This is a genomic window from Clostridium sp. CTA-6, assembly GCF_054768115.1.
In genome coordinates, this window is sequence record NZ_BAAAAU010000001.1 from 209647 (window position 1) to 232588 (window position 22942).

The 22942-nt window shown below is 26.6% G+C and carries 18 protein-coding genes; 11 read left to right on the top strand and 7 right to left on the bottom strand.

All coding sequences use genetic code 11. From position 1 onward, the window contains the following. The first annotated feature begins 228 nt into the window (after positions 1-228). The 5 genes from ACYUDJ_RS00945 to ytaF all read left to right on the top strand — a co-directional run bounded on the left by ACYUDJ_RS00945 (position 229) and on the right by ytaF (position 6521). Complete coding sequence (locus ACYUDJ_RS00945; protein ID WP_003486276.1) at positions 229-1176, top strand: ROK family protein; 948 nt, start codon at positions 229-231, stop codon at positions 1174-1176. Positions 1177-1386: 210 nt separating this feature from the next. Then, positions 1387-3051: a glycoside hydrolase family 13 protein gene (locus ACYUDJ_RS00950; RefSeq protein ID WP_042385096.1), complete on the top strand. Its 1665-nt coding sequence runs from the start codon at positions 1387-1389 to the stop codon at positions 3049-3051. Between the two features lie 42 nt (positions 3052-3093). Next, positions 3094-4752 carry a PTS transporter subunit IIBC gene (locus tag ACYUDJ_RS00955; RefSeq protein WP_003486272.1) on the top strand — a complete coding sequence of 553 codons (1659 nt, stop codon included), beginning with the start codon at positions 3094-3096 and terminating at the stop codon, positions 4750-4752. A 3-nt stretch (positions 4753-4755) separates the two neighbouring features. Next, positions 4756-5547: an endonuclease/exonuclease/phosphatase family protein gene (locus tag ACYUDJ_RS00960; protein ID WP_003486270.1), complete on the top strand. Its 792-nt coding sequence runs from the start codon at positions 4756-4758 to the stop codon at positions 5545-5547. Between the two features lie 350 nt (positions 5548-5897). Next, complete coding sequence (ytaF, locus tag ACYUDJ_RS00965; RefSeq protein WP_003486268.1) at positions 5898-6521, top strand: sporulation membrane protein YtaF; 624 nt, start codon at positions 5898-5900, stop codon at positions 6519-6521. A 92-nt stretch (positions 6522-6613) separates the two neighbouring features. Here the strand turns inward: ytaF and cutA are convergent, their stop codons facing one another. Next, entirely contained in the window at positions 6614-6946 is a 333-nt protein-coding gene (cutA, locus tag ACYUDJ_RS00970) for a divalent cation tolerance protein CutA (protein ID WP_003486266.1), read from the bottom strand. Between the two features lie 407 nt (positions 6947-7353). On the opposite strand from cutA, the gene ACYUDJ_RS00975 reads away from it, so the two are divergent. Further along, the gene (locus ACYUDJ_RS00975) at positions 7354-8745 is read left to right on the top strand and encodes a hypothetical protein (RefSeq protein ID WP_003486264.1); all 1392 of its coding nucleotides are present in this window, start codon (positions 7354-7356) and stop codon (positions 8743-8745) included. A gap of 100 nt (positions 8746-8845) precedes the next feature. Next, positions 8846-9301 carry an exosporium protein CsxB gene (csxB, locus tag ACYUDJ_RS00980; protein WP_003486263.1) on the top strand — a complete coding sequence of 152 codons (456 nt, stop codon included), beginning with the start codon at positions 8846-8848 and terminating at the stop codon, positions 9299-9301. Between the two features lie 267 nt (positions 9302-9568). Here csxB and ACYUDJ_RS00985 read toward each other — a convergent pair whose 3' ends face one another. Next, on the bottom strand, positions 9569-11671 hold the full coding sequence (locus ACYUDJ_RS00985) for a sensor histidine kinase (protein WP_460289521.1): 2103 nt from the start codon (positions 11669-11671) through the stop codon (positions 9569-9571). A gap of 37 nt (positions 11672-11708) precedes the next feature. After that, complete coding sequence (locus ACYUDJ_RS00990; protein ID WP_374760613.1) at positions 11709-12398, bottom strand: response regulator transcription factor; 690 nt, start codon at positions 12396-12398, stop codon at positions 11709-11711. A 449-nt stretch (positions 12399-12847) separates the two neighbouring features. Here ACYUDJ_RS00990 and ACYUDJ_RS00995 point away from each other — a divergent pair, with 449 nt between their 5' ends. Next, on the top strand, positions 12848-14074 hold the full coding sequence (locus ACYUDJ_RS00995; protein WP_003486258.1) for an L-lactate MFS transporter: 1227 nt from the start codon (positions 12848-12850) through the stop codon (positions 14072-14074). 303 nt (positions 14075-14377) lie between these two features. Continuing rightward, positions 14378-15304: a DUF6414 family protein gene (locus ACYUDJ_RS01000; protein ID WP_139814318.1), complete on the top strand. Its 927-nt coding sequence runs from the start codon at positions 14378-14380 to the stop codon at positions 15302-15304. Positions 15305-15468: 164 nt separating this feature from the next. Here ACYUDJ_RS01000 and ACYUDJ_RS01005 read toward each other — a convergent pair whose 3' ends face one another. From ACYUDJ_RS01005 to ACYUDJ_RS01015, 3 genes are all read right to left on the bottom strand, one after another. Next, on the bottom strand, positions 15469-16326 hold the full coding sequence (locus ACYUDJ_RS01005) for a Cof-type HAD-IIB family hydrolase (RefSeq protein WP_042385089.1): 858 nt from the start codon (positions 16324-16326) through the stop codon (positions 15469-15471). A gap of 11 nt (positions 16327-16337) precedes the next feature. Continuing rightward, a complete protein-coding gene (locus tag ACYUDJ_RS01010) occupies positions 16338-17105 on the bottom strand; it encodes a DeoR/GlpR family DNA-binding transcription regulator (RefSeq protein ID WP_042385088.1) in 768 nt (255 codons plus the stop codon). A gap of 496 nt (positions 17106-17601) precedes the next feature. Beyond that, complete coding sequence (locus tag ACYUDJ_RS01015; RefSeq protein WP_242867361.1) at positions 17602-18102, bottom strand: hypothetical protein; 501 nt, start codon at positions 18100-18102, stop codon at positions 17602-17604. A 282-nt stretch (positions 18103-18384) separates the two neighbouring features. On the opposite strand from ACYUDJ_RS01015, the gene ACYUDJ_RS01020 reads away from it, so the two are divergent. Together ACYUDJ_RS01020 and ACYUDJ_RS01025 are read left to right on the top strand one after the other, a co-directional pair. Beyond that, positions 18385-18924 carry a sigma-70 family RNA polymerase sigma factor gene (locus ACYUDJ_RS01020; protein ID WP_030034920.1) on the top strand — a complete coding sequence of 180 codons (540 nt, stop codon included), beginning with the start codon at positions 18385-18387 and terminating at the stop codon, positions 18922-18924. Positions 18925-18963: 39 nt separating this feature from the next. Further along, complete coding sequence (locus ACYUDJ_RS01025) at positions 18964-19143, top strand: YvrJ family protein (RefSeq protein ID WP_003486245.1); 180 nt, start codon at positions 18964-18966, stop codon at positions 19141-19143. Positions 19144-19267: 124 nt separating this feature from the next. Here the strand turns inward: ACYUDJ_RS01025 and ACYUDJ_RS01030 are convergent, their stop codons facing one another. Next, positions 19268-22915: a collagenase gene (locus tag ACYUDJ_RS01030; protein WP_003486243.1), complete on the bottom strand. Its 3648-nt coding sequence runs from the start codon at positions 22913-22915 to the stop codon at positions 19268-19270. Positions 22916-22942 lie beyond the last annotated feature (27 nt).

The following is a 22942-nucleotide window of genomic DNA, read 5'->3' on the forward strand; positions in this document are numbered from 1 at the left end:
TGCGCAAGAATGCATTAAAAATAATGAGTATTTTGTAGAATTTAGCATAATAAGTTAATAAAATTAATGAATTTGAAAAATTCTAGCATTGTAAACTTTTACTTCCATTGATATAATAAAAATCAATAAAATTAGTACTAGTAATAAATAAAAATTTATTAGATGATAGATTTTATAAGGATTAATATAAAGTTTTAAATTTATATTATTAACTATTGAGGTGATAAAATGAGTAAAAAATATATAGTAGGTGTTGATTTAGGAGGAACAAAAATATATACAGCGCTTGTGGATTTAGATGGAAATATAATAAAAGAAAAAAAAGTTAAAACAGAAGCAAGTAAGGGAGAAGTTGATGTATTATATAAAATAATTGATACTATTGATAATGTTATAGAAGAGGTAAATTTAGAAGAAATAAAAGCTATAGGGATAGGATCTCCAGGACCTTTAGATGCTAAAAAAGGGGTTATAATTTCATCTTCAAACCTACCCTTTAAAAATTTTAGTTTAGTTGAGCCTATAAAGAATAAATATAATATTCCAACATATCTAGATAATGATGCTAATGTAGCTACCTTAGCAGAATTCATGTTTGGCGAAGGAAAAGGCACAGAGAATATGATATATATAACAGCAAGTACAGGCATTGGAGCAGGAGCTATAATAAATGGTAGAATATATAGAGGAAATACAGGAAATGCTTTAGAAATAGGTCATACAACCGTTATGAAAGATGGACCTAAATGCGGTTGCGGTAATAGCGGTTGTGCAGAAAGTTTAGGATCTGGTACTGCTATAATGAAAAAAGCAAAAGAGGCTTGTGAAGACAATAAGCAAACAGCCTTAAAAGAATATGATGATTTAACTGCTAAAGAAGTTTTTCAAGAAGCTAAAAAAGGAGATGAAGTTTCAAAAGAAGTACTAGAATTTTGTTTATCATATCTAGGTATAACTGTAGCCAATATAATAAATACCTTTGATCCAGAAATGGTTGTTGTAGGTGGAGGAGTTATAAATGGTGGGGAAATTGTTTTTGATACAATAAATAGAGAAGTTAAAAAGAGATGTTGGAAAGCCATTACAGACAACTGTAAAATAGAGAAAGCTAAGCTTGGAGGAAAAGCAGGGGTTTTAGGAGCTGCAGCCTTAGCTATAACTGAAAGTAAAAATTAATATTCTTAATATGTTATATATTTAGGTATTTCATATTTTTAATAAGATTATAGTTATTATTTAGGATAAGAAAAAAATTTATAATCTATAAGTATTAGTTCTAAAAGACTAATACTTATAGTAAAATTACTTATAGAAATGTTATTAAAGCATTATTTTTTTACTATTTTGCGCAAACGATTGCGCAAAACTGCAAATGGAGGATTATTAATGAATAAGAAATGGTGGAAAGAAGCTGTTGCATATCAAATATATCCAAGAAGTTTTAAGGATTCCAATGATGATGGCATAGGAGATATAGAGGGAATAATTTCTAAATTAGACTATTTAAAGAATTTAGGTGTAGATATAATTTGGATTTGTCCTATGTATAAGTCACCAAATGATGACAACGGTTACGATATAAGTGATTATAAAGCTATAATGGATGAGTTTGGAACTATGAAGGATTTTGATAAATTGTTACAAAAGGTTCATGAAAAGGGTATGAAACTTATAATAGATTTAGTTATAAATCATACTAGCGATGAACATAAATGGTTTATTGAGTCAAGATCTTCTAAAGATAATCCAAAACGTGATTTTTATATATGGCGTGATGGTAAAAATGGAAAGGAACCTAACAATTGGGAAAGTATATTTAAAGGTTCTGCCTGGAAATATGACAAAAATACAGATCAATATTTTCTTCACTTATTTAGCAAAAAGCAGCCAGATCTAAATTGGAAAAATGAAGATGTTAGAAAAGAGTTATATAAGATGATTAACTGGTGGCTAGATAAAGGAATTGATGGATTTAGGGTAGATGCTATAAGTCATATAAAAAAAGAAGATGGATTAAAAGATATGCCTAATCCAAAAAAATTAGAATATGTCCCTTCCTTTGATAAACATATGAATGTAGAAGGAATTCAAAAATATCTCAAAGAGTTAAAGGAAAATACCTTTGATAAATATGACATAATAACCGTTGGAGAAGCTAATGGAGTAAATATAAATGAAGCTCCTCAGTGGGTAGGAGAAAAAGATGGGAAATTTAATATGATATTTCAATTTGAACATCTAGATCTTTGGGATGTTGATCGAGAAGAACAGTCTACAGTAAAAAAATTAAAAGAAGTATTAAGTAAGTGGCAAGAAGGCTTAGAAGGGGTTGGATGGAATGCTTTATTTATAGAAAATCATGATATTCAAAGGGTAGTCTCAACTTTAGGAGATGATAAAAACTTTTGGGAAGAAAGTTCAAAAGCTTTGGCTCTTATATATTTTATGCAAAAGGGGACTCCCTTTATATATCAAGGTCAAGAAATAGGAATGACTAATGTTAAGTTTGAAGATATACAGGATTATAATGATATAAAAACTATAAATATTTATAAAGAAAAAATAAAAAAAGGTATACCAAAAGAAGAGGCTCTTAAGTATGTCTGGGAAACTTCAAGAGATAATTCAAGAACACCAATGCAATGGGATACTACAGAGAATGCTGGATTTTCAAAAGAAAAACCATGGATGAAAGTTAATCCGAACTATGTAAATATAAACGTTAGGGAACAAGAAAATAACCTAGATTCCATTTTAAATTTTTATAAAAAAATTATAAAAATAAAAAAGAAAAATAAGGCACTTGTATATGGAAAATATAATTTGATTTTAGAACATCATGAACAAATATATGCTTACACAAGAATTTTAGAGCATGAAAAATTTATAGTAATTGCTAATTTAACCAATAAGAAAGCTAAATATATCTATAATAAAGAAAAATTAAATTATAAAGAATTGATAATTTCAAATTATCCAGTAGAAAAACATGAGGATATAACAGAAATAGTATTAAAACCTTTTGAAGCTAGACTTTATAAAATATTTTAAAATTTAAATTGATAGAGAATTATAAATATTGGGGGGATAAAGATGAAAAGGAATAAGCTAATATCTTTTGATTTTTGGCAAAAATTTGGAAAGACATTGCTAGTTGTTGTGGCAGTTATGCCTGCAGCAGGACTTATGATTTGTATTGGTAAACTTATAGGAATGCAGGCTTCTATGGGATTATTACAGTCTGTAGCAAGAGTAATAGAAGATATAGGATGGGCAATAATAGGAAATCTTCATATTCTATTTGCAGTAGCAATTGGTGGATCTTGGGCAAAAGAGCGTGCTGGAGGAGCTTTTGCAGGATTACTTACTTTTATTCTTACAAATAGAATAACAGGAGCTATTTTCGGAGTTAAACCTGACATGTTTTCTGATGAAGCAGCAAAAGTAACTTCAATGTTTGGAAGACAATTAGTAGTTAAAGATTATTTTACAACTATACTTGGAGCACCAGCATTAAATATGGGTGTATTTATAGGTATAATTTCAGGATTTTTGGGAGCTTACTTATATAATAAGTATTATAATTTTAATAAATTACCAAAATCTTTAGCTTTCTTTAATGGAAAACGATTTGTACCTTTTGTAGTTATACTAGGATCTGTAGTAACAGCAATAATTTTATCTATGATTTGGCCTTCTATTCAAGGTGCGTTAAACGCTTTTGGAAAATGGATAGCAACATCTAAGGATACTGCACCAATAGTAGCACCTTTCATTTTTGGATCATTGGAACGTATATTACTACCTTTTGGACTTCATCATATGTTAACAGTACCACTAAATTATACTTCTCTTGGAGGAACTTATAAAATTTTAACAGGACCAACTGCAGGCACTATAGTTGCAGGTCAAGATCCATTATGGCTTGCTTGGGCAAATGATTTAATTAATTTGAAAGCAGCCGGCAATATGACAGAATATAATAATTTGTTAACAACTGTTATACCTGCACGTTTTAAAGTAGGACAGGTAATAACATCTTCAGCTTCATTATTGGGTGTAGCTTTTGCAATGTATAAAAATGTAGATAAGGATAAAAGAGATAAATATAAAACTGTTTTCTTATCAGCAGCATTAGCAGTATTTTTAACAGGCGTTACAGAACCTATAGAATTTATGTTTATGTTTATATCACCAATTTTATATGGAGTTTATGCAGTTATTACAGGAACAGCTTTTGCTTTAGCAGATTTAATAAATTTAAGAGTTCACTGTTTTGGATTTGTTGAATTTATAGCTCGTACTCCTATGATGATAAAGGCTGGAATTACAAAAGATATGCTAAACTTTGCAATTGTATCAGTGATATATTTTGTACTAACTTATTTAATATTTAATTTTTTAATAAAGAAATTCAATATACCAACGCCTGGTAGAGCAGGAAATTATATAGAAATGGAAGGAGAACAGGATAATAAAGAAGAAAAAGTAACGGGAAAAGAGGCTAATAAAGATTCATTACCAGTGAAAATAATAAGTTTACTAGGAGAAAAGGAAAATATAATAGATGTAGATGCATGCATGACTCGTCTTCGTGTGACAGTAAAGGATAAGAGCCTAGTTGCAGAGGAAAAAGAATGGAAAAGACTTGGAGCATTAGGTCTTATAGTAAAGGATAAAGGGGTTCAGGCTATATATGGACCAAAGGCAGATGTATTAAAGTCAGATATTCAAGATATTTTAGGAGATTAATTTATGAAAGTTCTTACTTTAAATTGTCACTCTTGGCAAGAAAAAAAACAAATAGAAAAAATAAGATATTTGGCAAAGGTAATATATGAAAATAATTATGATGTGATTGCTCTTCAAGAGGTTAGTCAAAGTATTAATAGTAAAATATTATTTGATAATATAAAAGAGGATAATTTTGCTCTTATATTAATTAAAGAACTTGAAAAATTAGGAGAGAATAGATTTAAAATTCTGTGGGATTTTGCTCATATAGGTTATGATAAATATGAAGAAGGTCTTGCTATATTAACTAAGTATCCTATAAAAGAAAAAGATTCTTTTTATATTTCCAAAAGTAAAGACAGGAATTTTTGGAAAACTAGAAAAATAATAAAATGTAAAATATATTATAATAATCATCTAATTTCCCTTTATTCCTGCCATTTAGGCTGGTGGGATGATGAAGAGGAAGATTTTAAATTCCAAGTAAATAAATTGGTTCAAGATTTAAAAGAAGAGGAAACCTGTATACTAATGGGAGATTTTAATAATGATGCTTTTTTAAGGTATGAAGGATATGATTATGTTATAGATAAAAATCTTAAAGATATATATGATTTAGGAAAATCAAAAGATAATGGGGTAACTGTTATTGGAAATATTGATGGTTGGGAAAGTAATAGAAAAAATATGAGGATAGACCTTATATTATCTAATAAAAATTTAGACATAGAATACTGCAGGGTTATATTTAACGGAATAAATAAAGAAATAATTTCAGATCATTTTGGTGTTGAAGCAAAAATAGAAATTTAAAAAAGTGTTGGACAGTTTGTAATGTTTAGTTTATGAACTGTCCATAGTAATTTTCTATTGGTTCTGCATAGAGGGTTAGGTATATTATAAATTTTTTTAAATAGGATGTTTATTTTTAAGCTGTACTTTGGTATTTAACTGGAGTGCGGTTTTTTTGTGTGGATTTAAACTTTTTGTTGTTATTTAATAAATATATTTATATGTATCATTAAATAAATCTCTTTTGGAAAAGTTATAACTTTAATATTGTAACTATTTATAAATAGCAGAATACCATATTAATAGTTAAATTATATAAAAATTAAATACTTAGCTATCAGTTTATATATTTATGTAAGCGAGGTGATTAAGTGATAGAATCATTACTATTAGTGTTAGCTGTATCTTTAGATGCTTTTGTGGCCAGTATTGCTTATGGAACAAATAAAATAAAAATTCCTTTTGTTTCTGCAACAATAATAAATATTATTTGTTCAAGTGTTCTTGGGGTATCACTTTTTTTAGGCTCTGTAATAAAAAAATTTGTGCCTATTAAAATTACTTCAATAATAAGTTTTATTATATTGTGTTTATTTGGAATATACTATCTGTTTGATAGTATTGTAAAAAATTATGTAAAAAAGAATAGAAATTCTAATAAAAAGTTAGAGATAAAGTTTTCAGATTTAAATTTTATAATAGATATATGTATTGACGAAACTAAAGCAGATATAGATCATTCAAAGAATCTTAATCCTAAAGAAGCTTTGTATCTTGCTGCAGCCCTTTCTTTAGATTCTTTAGCTATAGGATTAGGAAGTAGTTTAGGTAATGTAAATTATATACAAATAATCTTATTATCTTTAGTAGCTCATTTTATTTTTATATACATTGGATTATTTGCAGGAAAAAAATTTGTTGAGAAATCAAAACTTAATTTATCCTGGTTATCAGGAATAATCTTAATAGTTTTAGCTGTGATGAGAATAATATAATTAATAAAATAAATTAAACATATAATTATGTGGATAGTGATAATTATACAATTAATGAAAGAAAAAGGATACCCATTTAGGTTGTCCTCTTTCTATTCAAATGAATTTAATATTGGAATTATATTTATTACTGGTATTTCATAAGGATGTACTTTTTTTATAGTAGTTATTGTATTTTTCAATACTTCTTTAGTACAGCAAAACTCTACTTTATATTCTTCTGCTTCACATATTTCACCTATTTGTCCATTAAAGGGGTCTGCTCCCTCTAGAGCTCTCCAGGAACCTTTAACTTTAGAAACTGCCATACAGTTATCATAATTTCCTCCTACTGTAAGAGCTCCTATATGGTTTAATGCTTTTCTTAATTCTTTTATATATTCTTCTGGTATAAAGGTTTCTATTTTAAAAAAATCAAATTTCATAGTTTAGTATCATCCTTTCTATATATATATTTACTATTAGTATAACCTAGACTGCAAATATTAAATTATTTGCTTAAGATTTAAAATGAAAGGTTGTTTTTATTCTTCAAATTCGGCAGAGTATCAATTATTTCTTTATTAGTAGGAATTTTAGTTTCAATATCCTTTATTACTTAAATATTTTACTACTTCTTTAGCATCTTTTCCATTAGTATCATATAATACTATATTTTTATCTGGAGTAATTTTTTTATAATAGAGTTCTATTTTATATATGATCCAATTTAGTATATTTTAGGTAATATTAATTTTTTATGCATACTTCTATTTCTTAAAGTTTACACATTATAAATAAAAAAACATAAACTATTAAGAAGGGATAAATTATATAAGGAAGGAGAGTTATCATGGAAAATAAGCCTATAGAAATATTAGGTATTACTTCTGAAGAGGAAATAAGTAAATATAATATACAATATCCATATAAGGAATTTTGCAAATCATATACTATAAGTCTTGTAAATAATAATCCAAAGATAGGACAAATTTTAAAGGTTTTTTTAGAACCTAAAATAAGAGAATGGAAATATATATTTACTCAAGGGCAGTATAAAATCTTTATGGAAGGATGCATAAACATAAGAGTATTGTTTTTAGAAAATCCATATGATGAGAACATTTATTCTACTGAAATTAATAAAATTATTTCAGGGTTTTTACCAGTAGAAAGTGACTATACGGACAACTTAAAACCAACTTTATTTATTGAAGAAGCTTTTATTGCTCCTTTAAATGAAAATAAATTTTCAGTATCTTTATTAATTGGCATAGGAACAATTTTACAAATGGGAAATGAAGATGTAAAAGAATATACAGAGGTTCTAGATGTAGAAGATAATTTTAAAGAAGAGATAGAATATGACAATATGGAAGAGGATAATTTAAAGGAAGATACAGAATATGGGCATATACAAGATGTAAATTTTAAACAAGAGATACAATATGAAGAAGTAGAAGATACAAATCTAAAAGAAGAAGTACAATATGAAGAAGTAGGAGATACAGATCTAAAAGAAAAAGCACAGTATGAAGAGGCAGAAGAATCAAGTTTAAAAGAAGAAGTACAATATGAAGAAGTACAATATGAAGAAATAGAAGATACAAATCTGAAAGAAGAGACACAGTATGAAGAAGTAGAAGATACAAATCTGAAAGAAGAGACACAGTATGAAGAAGTAGAAGATACAAATTTAAAAGAAGAGGCACAGTATGAAGAAGTAGAAGATACAAATTTAAAAGAAGAGGTGCAGTATGAAGAAGTAGAAGATACAAATTTAAAAGAAGAGACACAGTATGAAGAAGTAGAAGATACAAATTTAAAAGAAGAGGTGCAGTATGAAGAAGTAGAAGATACAAATTTAAAAGAAGAGATACAATGTGAAGAAGTAGAAGAATCAAATTTAAAAGAGGAAGTACAGCCTGAAGATACAGAAGGTGTAAACTTAAAAGAAGAAATAGAATATGAAGATATAAAAGATGTAGATTTTAGAGAAGAAGTAGAATACGAGGATATAAAAGATGGAAATTTTAAGGAAGAGGTAGAATATAAAAATGTAGAAGAAATAGTGAGTAATAATTTAGGTGAAATAAATTTAGCGCAGAGCATATATGATCTTAATTTACAGGAAGTAAATCTAGAAGAAACTGATTTTAATGAAATGGATATAGAAAAATTAAAGGAAAACGCTATAAATATAGACATGGAATATGATATGAATTTAAATGAAAAGAATTTTTAATAAGTAAAAGAGAAAGGTAACATTTTTTTATATCTATTAATATAGTATAGTATAGGCAGTTTAATTAATACAATTTAAATTAATCAAAGGGGGAAAAATCATGAGTAAATCTTCAGAAGAAAAGATGGAAAACAAAGAAGTTTTAAATATAAATTCTTTTAATATATCAGAATTTTGTAATGCAGAGGAAGGAAGTAACTTTATTCATTTTAAACCTTGTGAAATCTGTAAAAGAGCAATACTAGATCCTATAAATGTAGCTGATACATCAAGATTACTACAAGTAAATGTAGCTTTAAGAAATGTTTGTATTGGAAAGGAATTAACAGTGGGCTGTATATTAATAGATAGAACTGGTACAGTATTAGCATTTAAATCTCAAACCTTTACTGTGGGCCATGGCGGTAGTGGATGTGGATGTTCAGAGGATAAACATGGCTCACCATGTACAAACACTAGTAGAAGATTTAGCTTTATTCTTCCAACAAGGGATTTATGCTCATCTATGGATCTAAAGGTAAAAATAATTGCTAACTATACTCATCCATGCAACTAATAGTTTAAAATAAATCTTAACTAAATACATAATAATGAACCATTATTATGTATTTAGTTATTAAAATCACATCTTTTCAAAAGCGCACCTATAGATAGGTGTGCTTTTATTATAAAAATTTTTTGTTTCACTCTAATTTTAACCTAATAAAAATAAATAACCATAGAATATAAGAATATTAATATAAAGGGTAAATTTACAAATATATCTAAAATAAAGTAAGGAGAAAATGTAGGATTATTCATACTTCATCTTGCTTTGATTTTATTATTTGTTAAATTCTATAATTACCTTAAAAAGGTCCCCATCAATATTAATGTTTAAGTTTCCACCTTGGAGTTCTACAATACTTTTGGCAATAGCAAGACCGAGGCCAGATCCTTCTGTGTTTCTAGCCTTATCTCCTCTTTTAAATCTTTCAAATATTTCATCAGAAGTAAAGTTCATTTCATAGCGTGAGATATTTTTCATAGTAATTATTATTTTAGTATTTGTTTCTATTAAATCTATATATACTCTAGTATTAGGTTGAGAATACTTTATAATATTGTTTATTAAATTTTCAAATACTCTCCAGGTTTTCTTTCCATCTAGATTTGCATAAGTTTTATTATTATCATATTTAAATTTAAGTTCTAGAGAGGATTTTGTGATTTTTTCTTCAAATTCTGCTATGGATTGTTTTAATAAAGCTGTTACATCTATTTTTTCAATATTTAACTCTACCGCACCACTGGACATCTTTGATGCTTCAAATAAATTCTCTATAAGGGATTTAAGTCTTTCAGATTTTCTATCTAAAACAGAAATGTATGCATTAACTTCGTCTTTACTTAAATCCTCTTTTTTAAGTAAATCTATATAATTTATTATAGAGGTAAGAGGAGTTTTTAAATCGTGAGATACATTGGTTATAAGTTCAGTTTTTAATCTTTCACTTTTAACCTGTTCCTCTAGAGATTTTTTATAGCCTTTGTTTATGTTGTTAATATTATGGGCTATTTTGCTTAGAGTACTTTTTCCTTTTTCCTTTATAGCATAATCTAAGTTACCGCAGGACATTTCTTCTGTAGCTTTTAATATTTCATTTAAATAATCAGCCTTTTTAAATAAGTATCTAATAAGGAAAACTATATAAATAATAGCCACAATAGATGCAACTATTATATTATGAGTTCCTAGTAATATTACTAAGAGTATAAATGTAGCTGATAGTAAGGATAATGCCATAATAAAAGCTATTTTAAATTTAATATTTTTATTCAAATTACTATTTTTAAAAGCATTCAATAATTTATTAATGAAACTTCCCTTACATTGAATTAAAAACTGATTTTTATCTTTTTTTAGTCCTATAGCATATTTTACATTAAATATTAAATATAAAATATAAAGGCTTACTAAAGTGATAATAACAAAGTGATTAATTCCTAAGGGTTTATAAAAAAAACTAAGATTTATTAAATAACTTCCCATTACAGCAGTATATAAAATAAATATAAATAATTTTAAATCTAAAGGGATATTATTATATATTTTTTTTATTTTATTTAAGATAGGGGGATTTAAGCAATTTCTTTTTTTAAACAGAGTTAATATAAAAATTCCTATGATTAAGGAAGATATACCTATAATTATTTCTTTTACAAGCCTATCTCTAATGGAATTATAATAATTATAATTTTTTAATATATAACCATTAGAATTAAAATCCTTTGTAATTATAATATATCCTTCCCAGTTAAAAGAATTAAGTAAATTATTGGTTTCTGAAAATTTTTCGGCTTTTCGAGATTTTAATGGAAAACTTATAGAATAAATAGAATTATTTTTTATATATCTATCTATATTAGTTTTAGGTTCTAAATTAGTATAAGCTTCTTTAGTTAAGGTGTTTTTAATATAGTATTTTATCTCTCTTTTAGATTCTATAGCTTTTTTTATGTTTTTATAGTCATTGTAAGACCATAATGCAATTTCTTTTTTTAACTCAGTCTCAGTTTTAGTATTTTCTTTTTCTACTTCTTTAAGTTTTTCATCTCTTTGTTGAGTTAATTTAGCGAGCTTGTTTTTATCACCAGATTGTTCAGCTTCTGATAAAAAACTATTATATTCATCTTTGATAGTCATTTGAGAACTTAGTATATTATCTTCATAAAATGATTTTAAGGTTGTTATTTGTTCTTTAGTAACTCTACTTTCTGCAATTTTATCATTAAAATTTTTATAGGTTATATGAAAGTTATATAAATTGTTGCAATAAGATTGTAGTTCTTCATCAAACTCTTTGCTGCTAAAATAAGGATCTTTCACAAGACACGTTCTGTTTTTTATTAAATCATAACCAGTTAAAACTGAAAGAGATATCATATATATGCCTACAATGAAACATATTATATAGATAAATTTATTCTTGGATTTTGTAACCAATTCCCCACACCACCTTCAAGTACCTAGGTTCTCTAGGATTAATTTCAATTTTTTCTCTTATTCTTCTTATATGTACAGCTACAGTGTTTTCACCATTATAATAGGGTTCCTTCCAAGCTTTTTCGTATATTTCTTCAATAGAAAAAACTCTTCCTTTGTTTTCTATTAAAAGTTCCAGTATTTTATATTCAATAGGAGTAAGTCTTATTTCTTTTTCATCTACAGATACTATTTTCCTTTTCTTATCTAATATAAGAGATCCTGCCACAACTTTATCCTCAGTTTCTTTGTAGTTTCCTAAGTTTACATATCTTCTAAGTTGAGATTTTACTCTAGCTACTAGTTCTAACATATTAAAGGGTTTTGTAACATAATCATCTGCCCCTATATTAAGCCCTAATATTTTATCCGTATCCTCAGATTTAGCTGAAAGCATTATTATAGGAATGTTTTTATTTTCTCTAATTTTGAAGGTTGCCTTAATACCATCCATTTTAGGCATCATAATATCCATTATAATAAGATGGATGTCCTGGTCTTCTAAAAGCATTAATGCATCTATTCCATCCTTAGCTTTAAAAACAGTTATACCTTCATTTTTCAAATAAATTTCTATAGCTTCCCTTATTTCATCTTCATCATCAACTATTAAAACCTTATATTCAATCATATTTTGTCCCATCCTTTCTTTACCAAATAAATTATACCATTTTTATTACCTCCTAAATAGGCTACAAAAGTCAGCCTTAATTTTTAATGAACTGTTTTTTGTTATAGAATTTTAAACTGATTTTTAATGAATAATGACCTTTGAATAATTCAATTATATAGTAACTTTTTAACAAAACAGGTATGATATTTCTTACAAATTTCTTAACAAAAATATATACATACTATTTAAACAAATCTTATCTTATAAATAAGATCTAATTTGTAGTAAAAATATAAAAGATATAAAATAACATAACTATAGAATTAAACATGATTTATGTAAAAGTTTACATAAAAAGATATAGAACCTCTTAAAAGCAGTAAATATATATTGTAGAGTATATTTTTAGATGATATAATTAAAAACAATATGAAATTAAAAGGTTTTCAGAAAGGGGACTAAAAATGAATAAAAAATCCTATAGGGTGTTGTGGGTAGCAACATCGACCAACTTTATTGCAGGTTTAATTTACATATGGAGTGTTATAAGTAAATCATTAATTAATGATCTTAATTGGACAAGCAAGCAGGCCTCCCTTCCTTATACAGTGATTACAGTATCCTTTGTAATTGCTATGGTGGTATTTGGAAAAGTTCAGGATTTAAAGGGGCCAAAACTTACAGTAACTTTAGGTGGAATATTGATGGGAGTAGGACTTATTTTTTCAGGAATATTTACAGAACCTAATATAATGATTTTAACTATGGGGATAATAGCGGGAGCAGGGATAGGTACTATAAATGCTTCTACTGCACCGCCGGTGGTAAAATGGTTTCCACATGAAAAAAAAGGAATGGTCACAGGAATAGTAGTAGCTGGAATAGGTTTATCATCAGCATTCTATTCACCATTAGCAAATTATTTAATAAAAACAGTTGGTTTATCTAAAACTTTTATATATATAGGAGTAGGTGCTTTAATTTTGTCAGTACTTTTAGCACAATTTTTAGAAAATCCACCGGAAGACTTTATACATAAAAATATTAATTCTAAGGATAAAAAAGAGATAAAATCATCAAAGGATTGTACATGGCAAGAAATGATCAGGACTGCAGACTTTTATAAACTTTGGCTAATGCTAGCATTTTCATCTTCAGCAGGACTAATGATCATAGGTCATATATCCAATATTGCGAAAATTCAGGTAAATTGGCAGGGGGGATTTATATTAGTTATTTTACTTGCCATATTTAATACACTTGGTAGAGTATTAGGTGGTACTTTATCAGATAAAATGGATAGAATAAATCTTATGAAATTGATATTTATTTTCCAAGGAATAAATATGTTTATGTTTCCTAGATATTCTAATGTAGTACTTTTATCAATAGGAGTAGCCATAGCAGGATTATGTTATGGTGCAGGATTTGCAATATTTCCTGCTGCAGCTACAGATAGATATGGAGTAAAGAATTTTGGAATTAACTATGGATTAATTTATACAGGCTGGGGAATTGGAGGAATTATAGGACCTATGACAGCAGCAGCTATTTTTGATTCTACAGGAAATTATAATTCTGCATATATAGTAGCAGCAGTATTAATGATTATAGCAACTATTATAGGATTAACCTTTAGACATGAAAGGTCTAAAATAGAAGATGTTGCTTTAAATAATAACAATAATTAAATAGATTTGTTTAATTATTAGTGTAAAGATTTTATATATTAAGAAATAAAAATAATTAATGATGAAAATCCTCTAAATATATCATGTAATATGTTGGAGAATTTTATGTTCAAAGAAAAAGAAAATGATAACGTGAAATTGTATTACGGGTATGAAAAATTTTATAAATATTATAGGAAAGATTCCCTTAAGATAAGCATAACAAAAAAGTAATTTATAATTTTTTTATAAAATATATATAGATATGATAAGTATCAATATATAAGGTAGGTGAAAAGTCTGATTAATTAAATCAGATCATCTTTGAATGAATTAATGCCTATGCCTATTTATTTAAATGAGAAGCTGTTATCAGATATTTATCCTATAGTAATAGATGGATTTATAGAAAGTAAATCTATAAGATTTATGAGAGATAAAAGTGATTTTATAAGGCTTCAAACTGGCCGTAAAAATCAAAGGTCAGAAGATAATAAGATATCTAATAATGATAAAGAGCATAATAAAATAGAGGATATTTCACAAAGTATGGTAAATGATTTTTCCGGGTCTTTAGATGACAGGTCCGTTAATAGAAATGAATTGACAATAAAAAGAATATATACTAAGTTTTATTTGTTTTATGATTTAAGAAATACTCTCATAAATAAGAATATGCTAAGGTATATTACAGACCAGGATATTTTTAATAATAATTTAATTCCAGGAGAATACGTTGAGTTTGATTCAAATATTATATCAGAGTCTACTTGTAATGAAATAACAAATTTATTAGATATTATAAAGTGTTATGATTCTAAGGAGTTAAATAAATTATTGCAAAATACAGATATGGAAAAAGCTATTACTAATTACACTATAATAGAAAAACAACTAGAAATTCTAAAGAAACTTTTGGAAACAAATGATTACGCAAATGTGGTAACAAGATTCAATCAATGCAAAGCAGTATTAAGTGTGGATAAAAAGTGCTTTTGTAGCAAAAGTATATATGATAATTCATATTTTCCCTGTAGAGTATTAGGTAAGGTTTTAAGATGTGAAAATAATAAAGGAAGTATATGTTTATTAGATAAAACAGGTATGGAAGATTATTATATAGATTTCATAAATTCTTTAGAGCCATACTTAGATATACTTAGAAGTAATAATATAGTTACACCTAAGAGTATCATAACAGAAATAAAAGCACCAGCCATACATATAATGCCTATAGGAATGTATGTATAAATTAGGTGTAGTTTAATTGAATAAAATAAAGTTAACTTTAAAATATGTAATTAAAAGGACAGGATATAATATTCCTGTCCATATTAATAACTTATGGTTACGCCCAAAAGGTCACGCCCACAAGAGATTAATTAATTTTTATTGTTTTAATATATTCTATAAAGTTAGCCAATGAATTTATAAATCATTTTTGCTACTCCATTGTTATAATTAGTATCTGCGACCAGTTTACATATTGATTTAATATTTTCATCTGCATTGCCCATAGCAACACTATATTTTACCTTTTCAAACATAGATATATCATTATAATTATCACCAAAGGCCATAGTTTCCTCTAGGGATATGTTTAAATTTGAGGCTAATCTTTCTAATGAAGCTCCCTTTGAAGTATGTTTGTTAACTATTTCAAAGTTATGATCCCCAGAAGAGAACACTGAAAATTTATCTAAGTTTTTAAAGTAATCCATACCAGCTTTTCTCTTTTTTTCATCAAAAGAAAATGCAAGTATATTATAAAAATCATCATCTTTACTTAATATTTCTTTATAATTATCTACAAAAACAAAGCCTGATTGAATAAGTTGCTTTTCACAGGATTCATAGATTTCTTCTATGTTTACAGATTTAGGATTGCTGCTAATTACTTTATCTGCCTCTATTTTCAACATATCTTTTCCATTAAAAGGAGTATAAATAGCTTTATTTGTAGATACCTCATAATAAAAGTTTTTATCAGTTAACCAATGTAATATTTCTTTTACATCGTTTTTATCTATACCTATAGAGTATAATTTTTTCTTATCTTTAAAATGAATAGAAGCACCATTATTTCCAATTATATGTGTAGATATATTTGCTTTTTCACATATAGAACACACATCAAAATGAGGGCGTCCTGTGGAAATCGTGATTTCTACTCCTTTATTTTGAGCATATCTAATGGCATCTCTATTTTCATTACTTATGATGCTTTTATTATTTAATAGAGTACCATCTAAATCTAATGCTATTAACTTCATCATTATGCACCTTAACCTTTCTCATTTACAGCCATAATATCTATGTTATTTTTTTCAAATATTTTAGTTAAATCTTTATTTGGTAATTTATCTGTAACTATTAAATCAATATCACATAAATCACATACTTTAAAAAAACTATTGTTACCGAATTTACTGTGGTCTACTAAAACTATAGTTTCATTAGATTGTTCAATCATTTTTTTCATAACAGAAGCATCCTCTGCATGAGCTACAGTTATACCCTTTTCTGATATTCCAAGGGCACCTATACATGCTTTATCAGCAAAATAATTGGAAAGCATAGCTATGGTACTAGGACCATATAAAAATTTATATTCACAATCTAAAATTCCTCCTAATAAATGAATGTCTATATTAGTTTTTTTTGATAATGTATGTGCCAAATTTATTGAATTGGTTATAACAGATAAATTATCTACTTCAAGCATTTCTGCAAAAATTTGTACTGTGGTTGATGAATCCATTATTAATTTATCTGTGTTTTTGATTAAAGATGTTGCAAGTTTTGCTATAAGTTTTTTTTCAGCGGGATAAGCAAGAAGACGGTCCTCATAGTTTTTTACTTTACCTCTTGTATTAGGTAATATGGCACCACCATGGGTTCGAAGAATTGCTCCTTCTTTTTCAAGATTTACAAGGTCCCGTCTTGCAGTATCTCTTGAAACATTGCACATTTTACATATTTCATCTACTTTTATTCGTTTATTTATTTTTAAATATTCTAATATTTTATTCATTCTTTCTTCTTGATACAAAACTTTATACCTCCAGATCAGAAATATTATAAGTTAATTATAAGCTAACATAAGTAATTTATCAAGTGTTTTTAAGTAATTTTAAGTAATTTTAATTTTTAATAAGTGTTTTTAAGTTAAAAAGAAATTTTATATAATAAATATTGTCTTAGATCTATGTTCTAAAAATTTTTCATAGAATATAAATAGCCTTACCTAAATAGTTTCACACAATATTTAGATAAGGCTTAATTTTTGTTTTTATAAATTTTAATTAAAAATATTTTTACATCAATACTACAAGTTGAGTCACAATAGGGTAAAATTGATAACCATCCCACTTAAGAATAGATTCTACTGAACCTAGAGTATCAGCATTATAAAGACCTATAATTCTTTGATGGGTAAGCAGGTTAAAGCTATCAGAACCATTTAAACTTAAAGGAGATAAATTACTAAGGAATAAAACTTCAGCTTTTATAGGTTCTTTAAGCTTACCATTTTCATTATAAATTTGTCATAAGTATTCTTTATCTCTTATAGCTGTAAGATCAATTATTCCTTCTAAATTACCTTTTAAGGATTTTACTCTTGCTTTATAATAGTCTTCATATACTACGGTATATTCATTATCTTTACTAAATTTTTCATAATCAAAAATAAGTCTTGCAATATTATCTTTAAAGGAATAAATATAGTTAAAATAATATCCACCGCTGCCTCCAGAATTTATAGAGAGAAATACTTTAGGAATATTATCTTCTCCAAATTTACCTATAAATAGATTTGGCTCATAACCTGCATTTTCTTTTGGTTTTATACTTATATCAACATTAGTTTTTTTATTTTTTACATTAAGGGTTATATCTTCAATAAAACCATTTTCACCATAGGGTTTTTTACCTGTAACTGTTATAATTTCATCGAATCCATCACCGTTTACATCTGCACATTTGGTATCTAAAATATATATTTTATCTTTGGTGCCATTAATTTCTTCTGGAATTCTAAAAAACATATACTCACCTTAATTATTTATTCCATATAAGTATATTAAAAATAATTAAAAAGATGAATTTAAACAATGAGGACTATGTTAATAAGTGTATTAATGCAATATTCAGGATAAGTTATATATATAAAATAAATTTAAATTAAAAAAATAGTGTAGAAACTACTTCTTTTTTATAATTAAATATTTCATAATTTTAAATTAGTAGACAACCTTAAGGAGATGTATAAATAATATGAATAGTAGATAGAGCTATAATTTTTTATTAATAAGAGGATGGTGTTTGTATTGTACAAGCTACTAGAGAAATATAAAGAAGGAGATACAGAAGTTTTGAACAAAATTATAGCATATTTTACTCCAATTATATTAAAAGAGGCTTCAAAGTGGAGAATTTCATGTTATGAATATGAAGATTTAGTACAGCATGGATATCTTTCCGTTATAAAGGCTGCTAATATGTTTAAAGGGGAGGAAAGTAAATTTATTCCCTATTGTATAAAAACTATTAAAACAAATTATAAAGCTCTATTAAAAGGAGAGATAAAGCATCATAGAGAAATACCAGATGAAAATATATCAGATAAAGGGAATGAATATTTCTTCACTATAGAGGATGAAATAATAGCCTATGAAAATATAAATGAACTTTATAAAGCATTAGACAAGCTTACCTCAGAGGAAAAAGAAGTGATAAATAGCTTTTATATTAAAAATAATAGCCTTCAGAAAGTGGCAAATTCTATAGATAAAAGCTATAACTCGGTAAGGTATATTAAAAATAAAGCTATAAAAAAACTGCAAAAGATACTTGAAGAGCATAGTTAATAGTAGAGGATAAAAAACTCTAAAAAGGTGGTGGATTCCATGTATGAGCAATTAATAAAGCTTATAAGTGATGTGGGATTCCCTATAGCAGTTAGTTTATATCTTTTATTAAGAATAGAAAAAAAGCTTGATGAAATAACTAAAGCGTTAACTACCCTTGACAAAACTATAACTTCTGTTATGAAACAACAAAAAGATGAGGAATCTACTAAAAAGTAAGTATTTCAATTTTTAGTTTGTTGATTATTAGAAATAAATAAATGAGAGGATGTTTCAAAATTAAATCTAGTTTTGAACATCCTCTTGTTTTAAAATATTAATTAGAATTTTTATTATTGAGAAATTATTTTATTATTAATGAATAATTACCGCTATTACCGGAATATTTATATACATATAGATAATATTTACCAGGGGTTACATGACAGTTACCTACTATTGTATTACCTAATTTTGATCCATAGGCAATATAATTAGTTAAATCTGATTCTTTATAAAGAGTCCAAGTCAATCCTAAATTATTTAAATTAGTTAGTTTTATATTTAAATCTTTAGTTTCTTTTATGTCAAATGAATAGATATCTCTAAGATCTTCACCATTTAGGCTACCTAATACAGGAGCATCAGGTACAATTTTATTTGCAGATTCAAAAGAATCGTTGTTTTCTTTTTCATGAATTTCATTTTTAAGGGGAGCCTTATCAATATCACCATTTATAGTTAATTTATAGTTGATCTTATTTGAAGAATTTTTATAAGCTAATATATAATATCTTCCAGGTTTAGGTACTTTAAAACTTCCTAAAAGTTTATTACCTTCTTTTTTTGTAGAATATCCAATATAATTATTGGTATTGTCACTACTGTAAGCAAGCCAATTGAATATATTAGAATTATTATCAGTGTTTTCCATGATTACATCTATAGTTCCAGCAGTTAAAGCATCAAAATAGTAAGTGTCACGATTATCGTTAGTATCTAAAGTAGCTAGTACTGATTGGTTCTTACAAACTCTATTAGCTTTATCAAAAGAATCATTATCTTCTTTTTCTGATATAACTAGTTTATCTTTGTCAGGGTTAGTATCAGTATCTTTGTCACCTTCTGAAGATGACAATATAGCTCCTTCTATGCTAAATTTATAGTCTGCTTTTTCTCCAAGGGTTTTATAAATTACTAAATAGTATTTACCAGGTTTATCTATTTTTACAGTATTAGAAAGTTGATCTCCTAGTTCTTTATTTGGAAAAGCAATATAGTTTGATTTATCTTCATCGTTAAATAAAAGCCAGTTAAATTCACTTTTATCTTTATTAGTTTTTTCTACAGTTATAGTTATATCTGAAGGCTTAGTAACAGTAAAATAAAAAGTATCTTTATTATCTGATGAACTAACAGATCCATTTACTAAATCCTTAAGATAAACTGGGTTAGCAGTTGTAAAATCATTATTATCTTCTTTTTCTAATACTATATTTCCTTTAAGAACTTTATTTATAGTTATAGATGAAGTTTTTTCTGCTTTTAAACCTTTATCATCTGTAACTGTAAGTTTTACTGTATAAGTACCAGGATTTTTATAAATATGAACAGGATTTTTTTCTGTGCTAGTAATGTTATCCCCAAAATCCCAATTATATGAAACTATTTTACCATCATCCTTTGAACCTTCACTAGAAAATTTGATTTCCTCATCTGTATTGGATACTTTAGGGAAATCTAATTTAATTGTTGGTTGTTCATTAAAATCTTTATTGTGAGATAATAATCCATGGAAAACTATATCATATTCTACTTGATTATTTGAATTTACTCTAGGATTTGAGAAATAAGCAGTAACTGTTTTATATCCGCCCCATTCTAATTTGTTTAGTTTCTCTAGAGATTCATTAACTTTATTATTCATACAATTCCAATTGTCAATTTCACCTTTGTTGGAATCTAATGTGTAATTTGCTTTTAGAGTATAAGTATCAAAGTATTGAGAACTTTCCTTAGTTATTTGAGAATTTGTTAAATCCATAGTACTTTCAATATCTGATTTTATTTCATTTAAGCTTTTGTTATTATATTTTTTCATGTAATCATCAGATACTAGTGGTATTGTGTAATTATTGTAATTATCTACTAGTTTTTGCATGTGATCTTGATAGTTTTTGTTAACGTTAGGATCTTTACTTGCATTTTCTATTAAGTTTTCATAACCTTTAACATCATTATTTTTCATAGTAGATACTAAATCCCTGAATAGTTTTTTATTGTTATTATACATATAATCTGAGAAAGCATATCCATATTTATAGAATTCCCATCCATCATCATATTTTGAATGTAATATCTTATCTGCGTTAAATCTTTCTTTAGGGTTTTCAGAAAGTCCACCAACCATTGATTTTCTTGGTAATACAGAAGTTCTAGTTGAGCCTGCAAAAAATTCAGCAGAACCTTCTTCAAACCATGTGATTCTTCCACTATTTCCTTTATAAAAATCACCTTCATTAAATAATCCTGGTACTAAATAACGCCCTTGTAAGTAATGAGTAAACTCATGACGGAAAAGTTCTTCTAGACTATATATGCTTTCCTCTGGGGTTCTTTCATAAGTAAAGAAAGTACCAATTCCTTCGATATATATTCCACCATTATCTACACTATATCCATATAAAGTTCTATTTAGTTTATATTCTTTTGGACTATTGTATATTACCATAGTTAACACATCATCAGCATTGCCTGACTCTAAAGGTTTATCATTACCTATTATCCTATGAAATTGAGATTGTACTTCCTTAGACGCCCAATAAAGTCTTTGAATTTTTGATTCCTCTACTTTATCTCCAGCCTTTATAATCATTTTTCCGTTGTCAAAAGTATAAGTTTTAGGTAAATAATGTTTTTTGCCATCTTCACGTAATTTATTAATGTCTATAACATTTCCCTTTGAATCTTTACAATTAAAATCTTCCTTTATTCTTTCTACCGCAATATAGTATTGTTCGCTATAAGCAGGAAGTATTTGAAGACATTTGTCTATTACTGAATGAGGAATAGATGGATTGCTATGATATATAGCAAATTTACTAGTATAATAAATACCATTATTTATAATCCAGCCATTATCTTCTGTAACTTTAGATATACCTGCAAATTTTGAAATTGTATTTATGAAAGGATCTATTTTACTGGACCAAGGAGTGTTTTTACCATCTGTAATATTATGATCATATGCATATTGTGAGATATCATAATTTATCTCTTTCATAAGATTATATACAGCATCTGCTTTTAATTTATCCTTTGGATATTTGTTCATTTCTCTATAATATTGTTCTAAAATAGGCATTGTTTTGTTAACTACTTCAGCATTACAAGAGGCATTCCCTATAAGTTTACCCAAAGCGTTTATTACTGTATCTTGACCTTTTTCACCTAGTTTGAAATTTTTATTATTCTCTATAGCAATCATTGCGGGAATACATTTATCTTGAAAAGATCTATCGTTTAAATATTTTAAAGAATCATTATAATATCCTAAATAAAATCCGGATCTTAAAATTTCAACTAGTGTATCAATTCCTTTGTCATCAGTGTCAGTATAGCTACAACCTTTTTCATATAAACCATCTACTAAAGCTTGTACACGTTCTTTATTTGAATAAAAAGCATAACTATCTTTGTTGTACTGAAAAAGATCTGAAATATCATTCCATTTTATTTTTGAAGTTAAATCTAGAATTTCTTTATTATTTAGTTTGTTTAAATCACTAAAGGAATACTTTGATGTATTAGTTTTTGTAGCATTTAAACCTAAAGGTTTAGATTTAGTAGAAGGGATTCTTTCAGATTTACTACTATCTTCTAGAATACTAATTTCATTAGAATTAGCTTTGGTATTATTAGAAGGGGATGCAGATACTTTAGCTATACAGCTTGTACTTATCATACAACATATAGCTACTGAGCATAGCATTTTAATAAATTTTTTTTTCATTTTTACACCTCACACTATAAATATTAT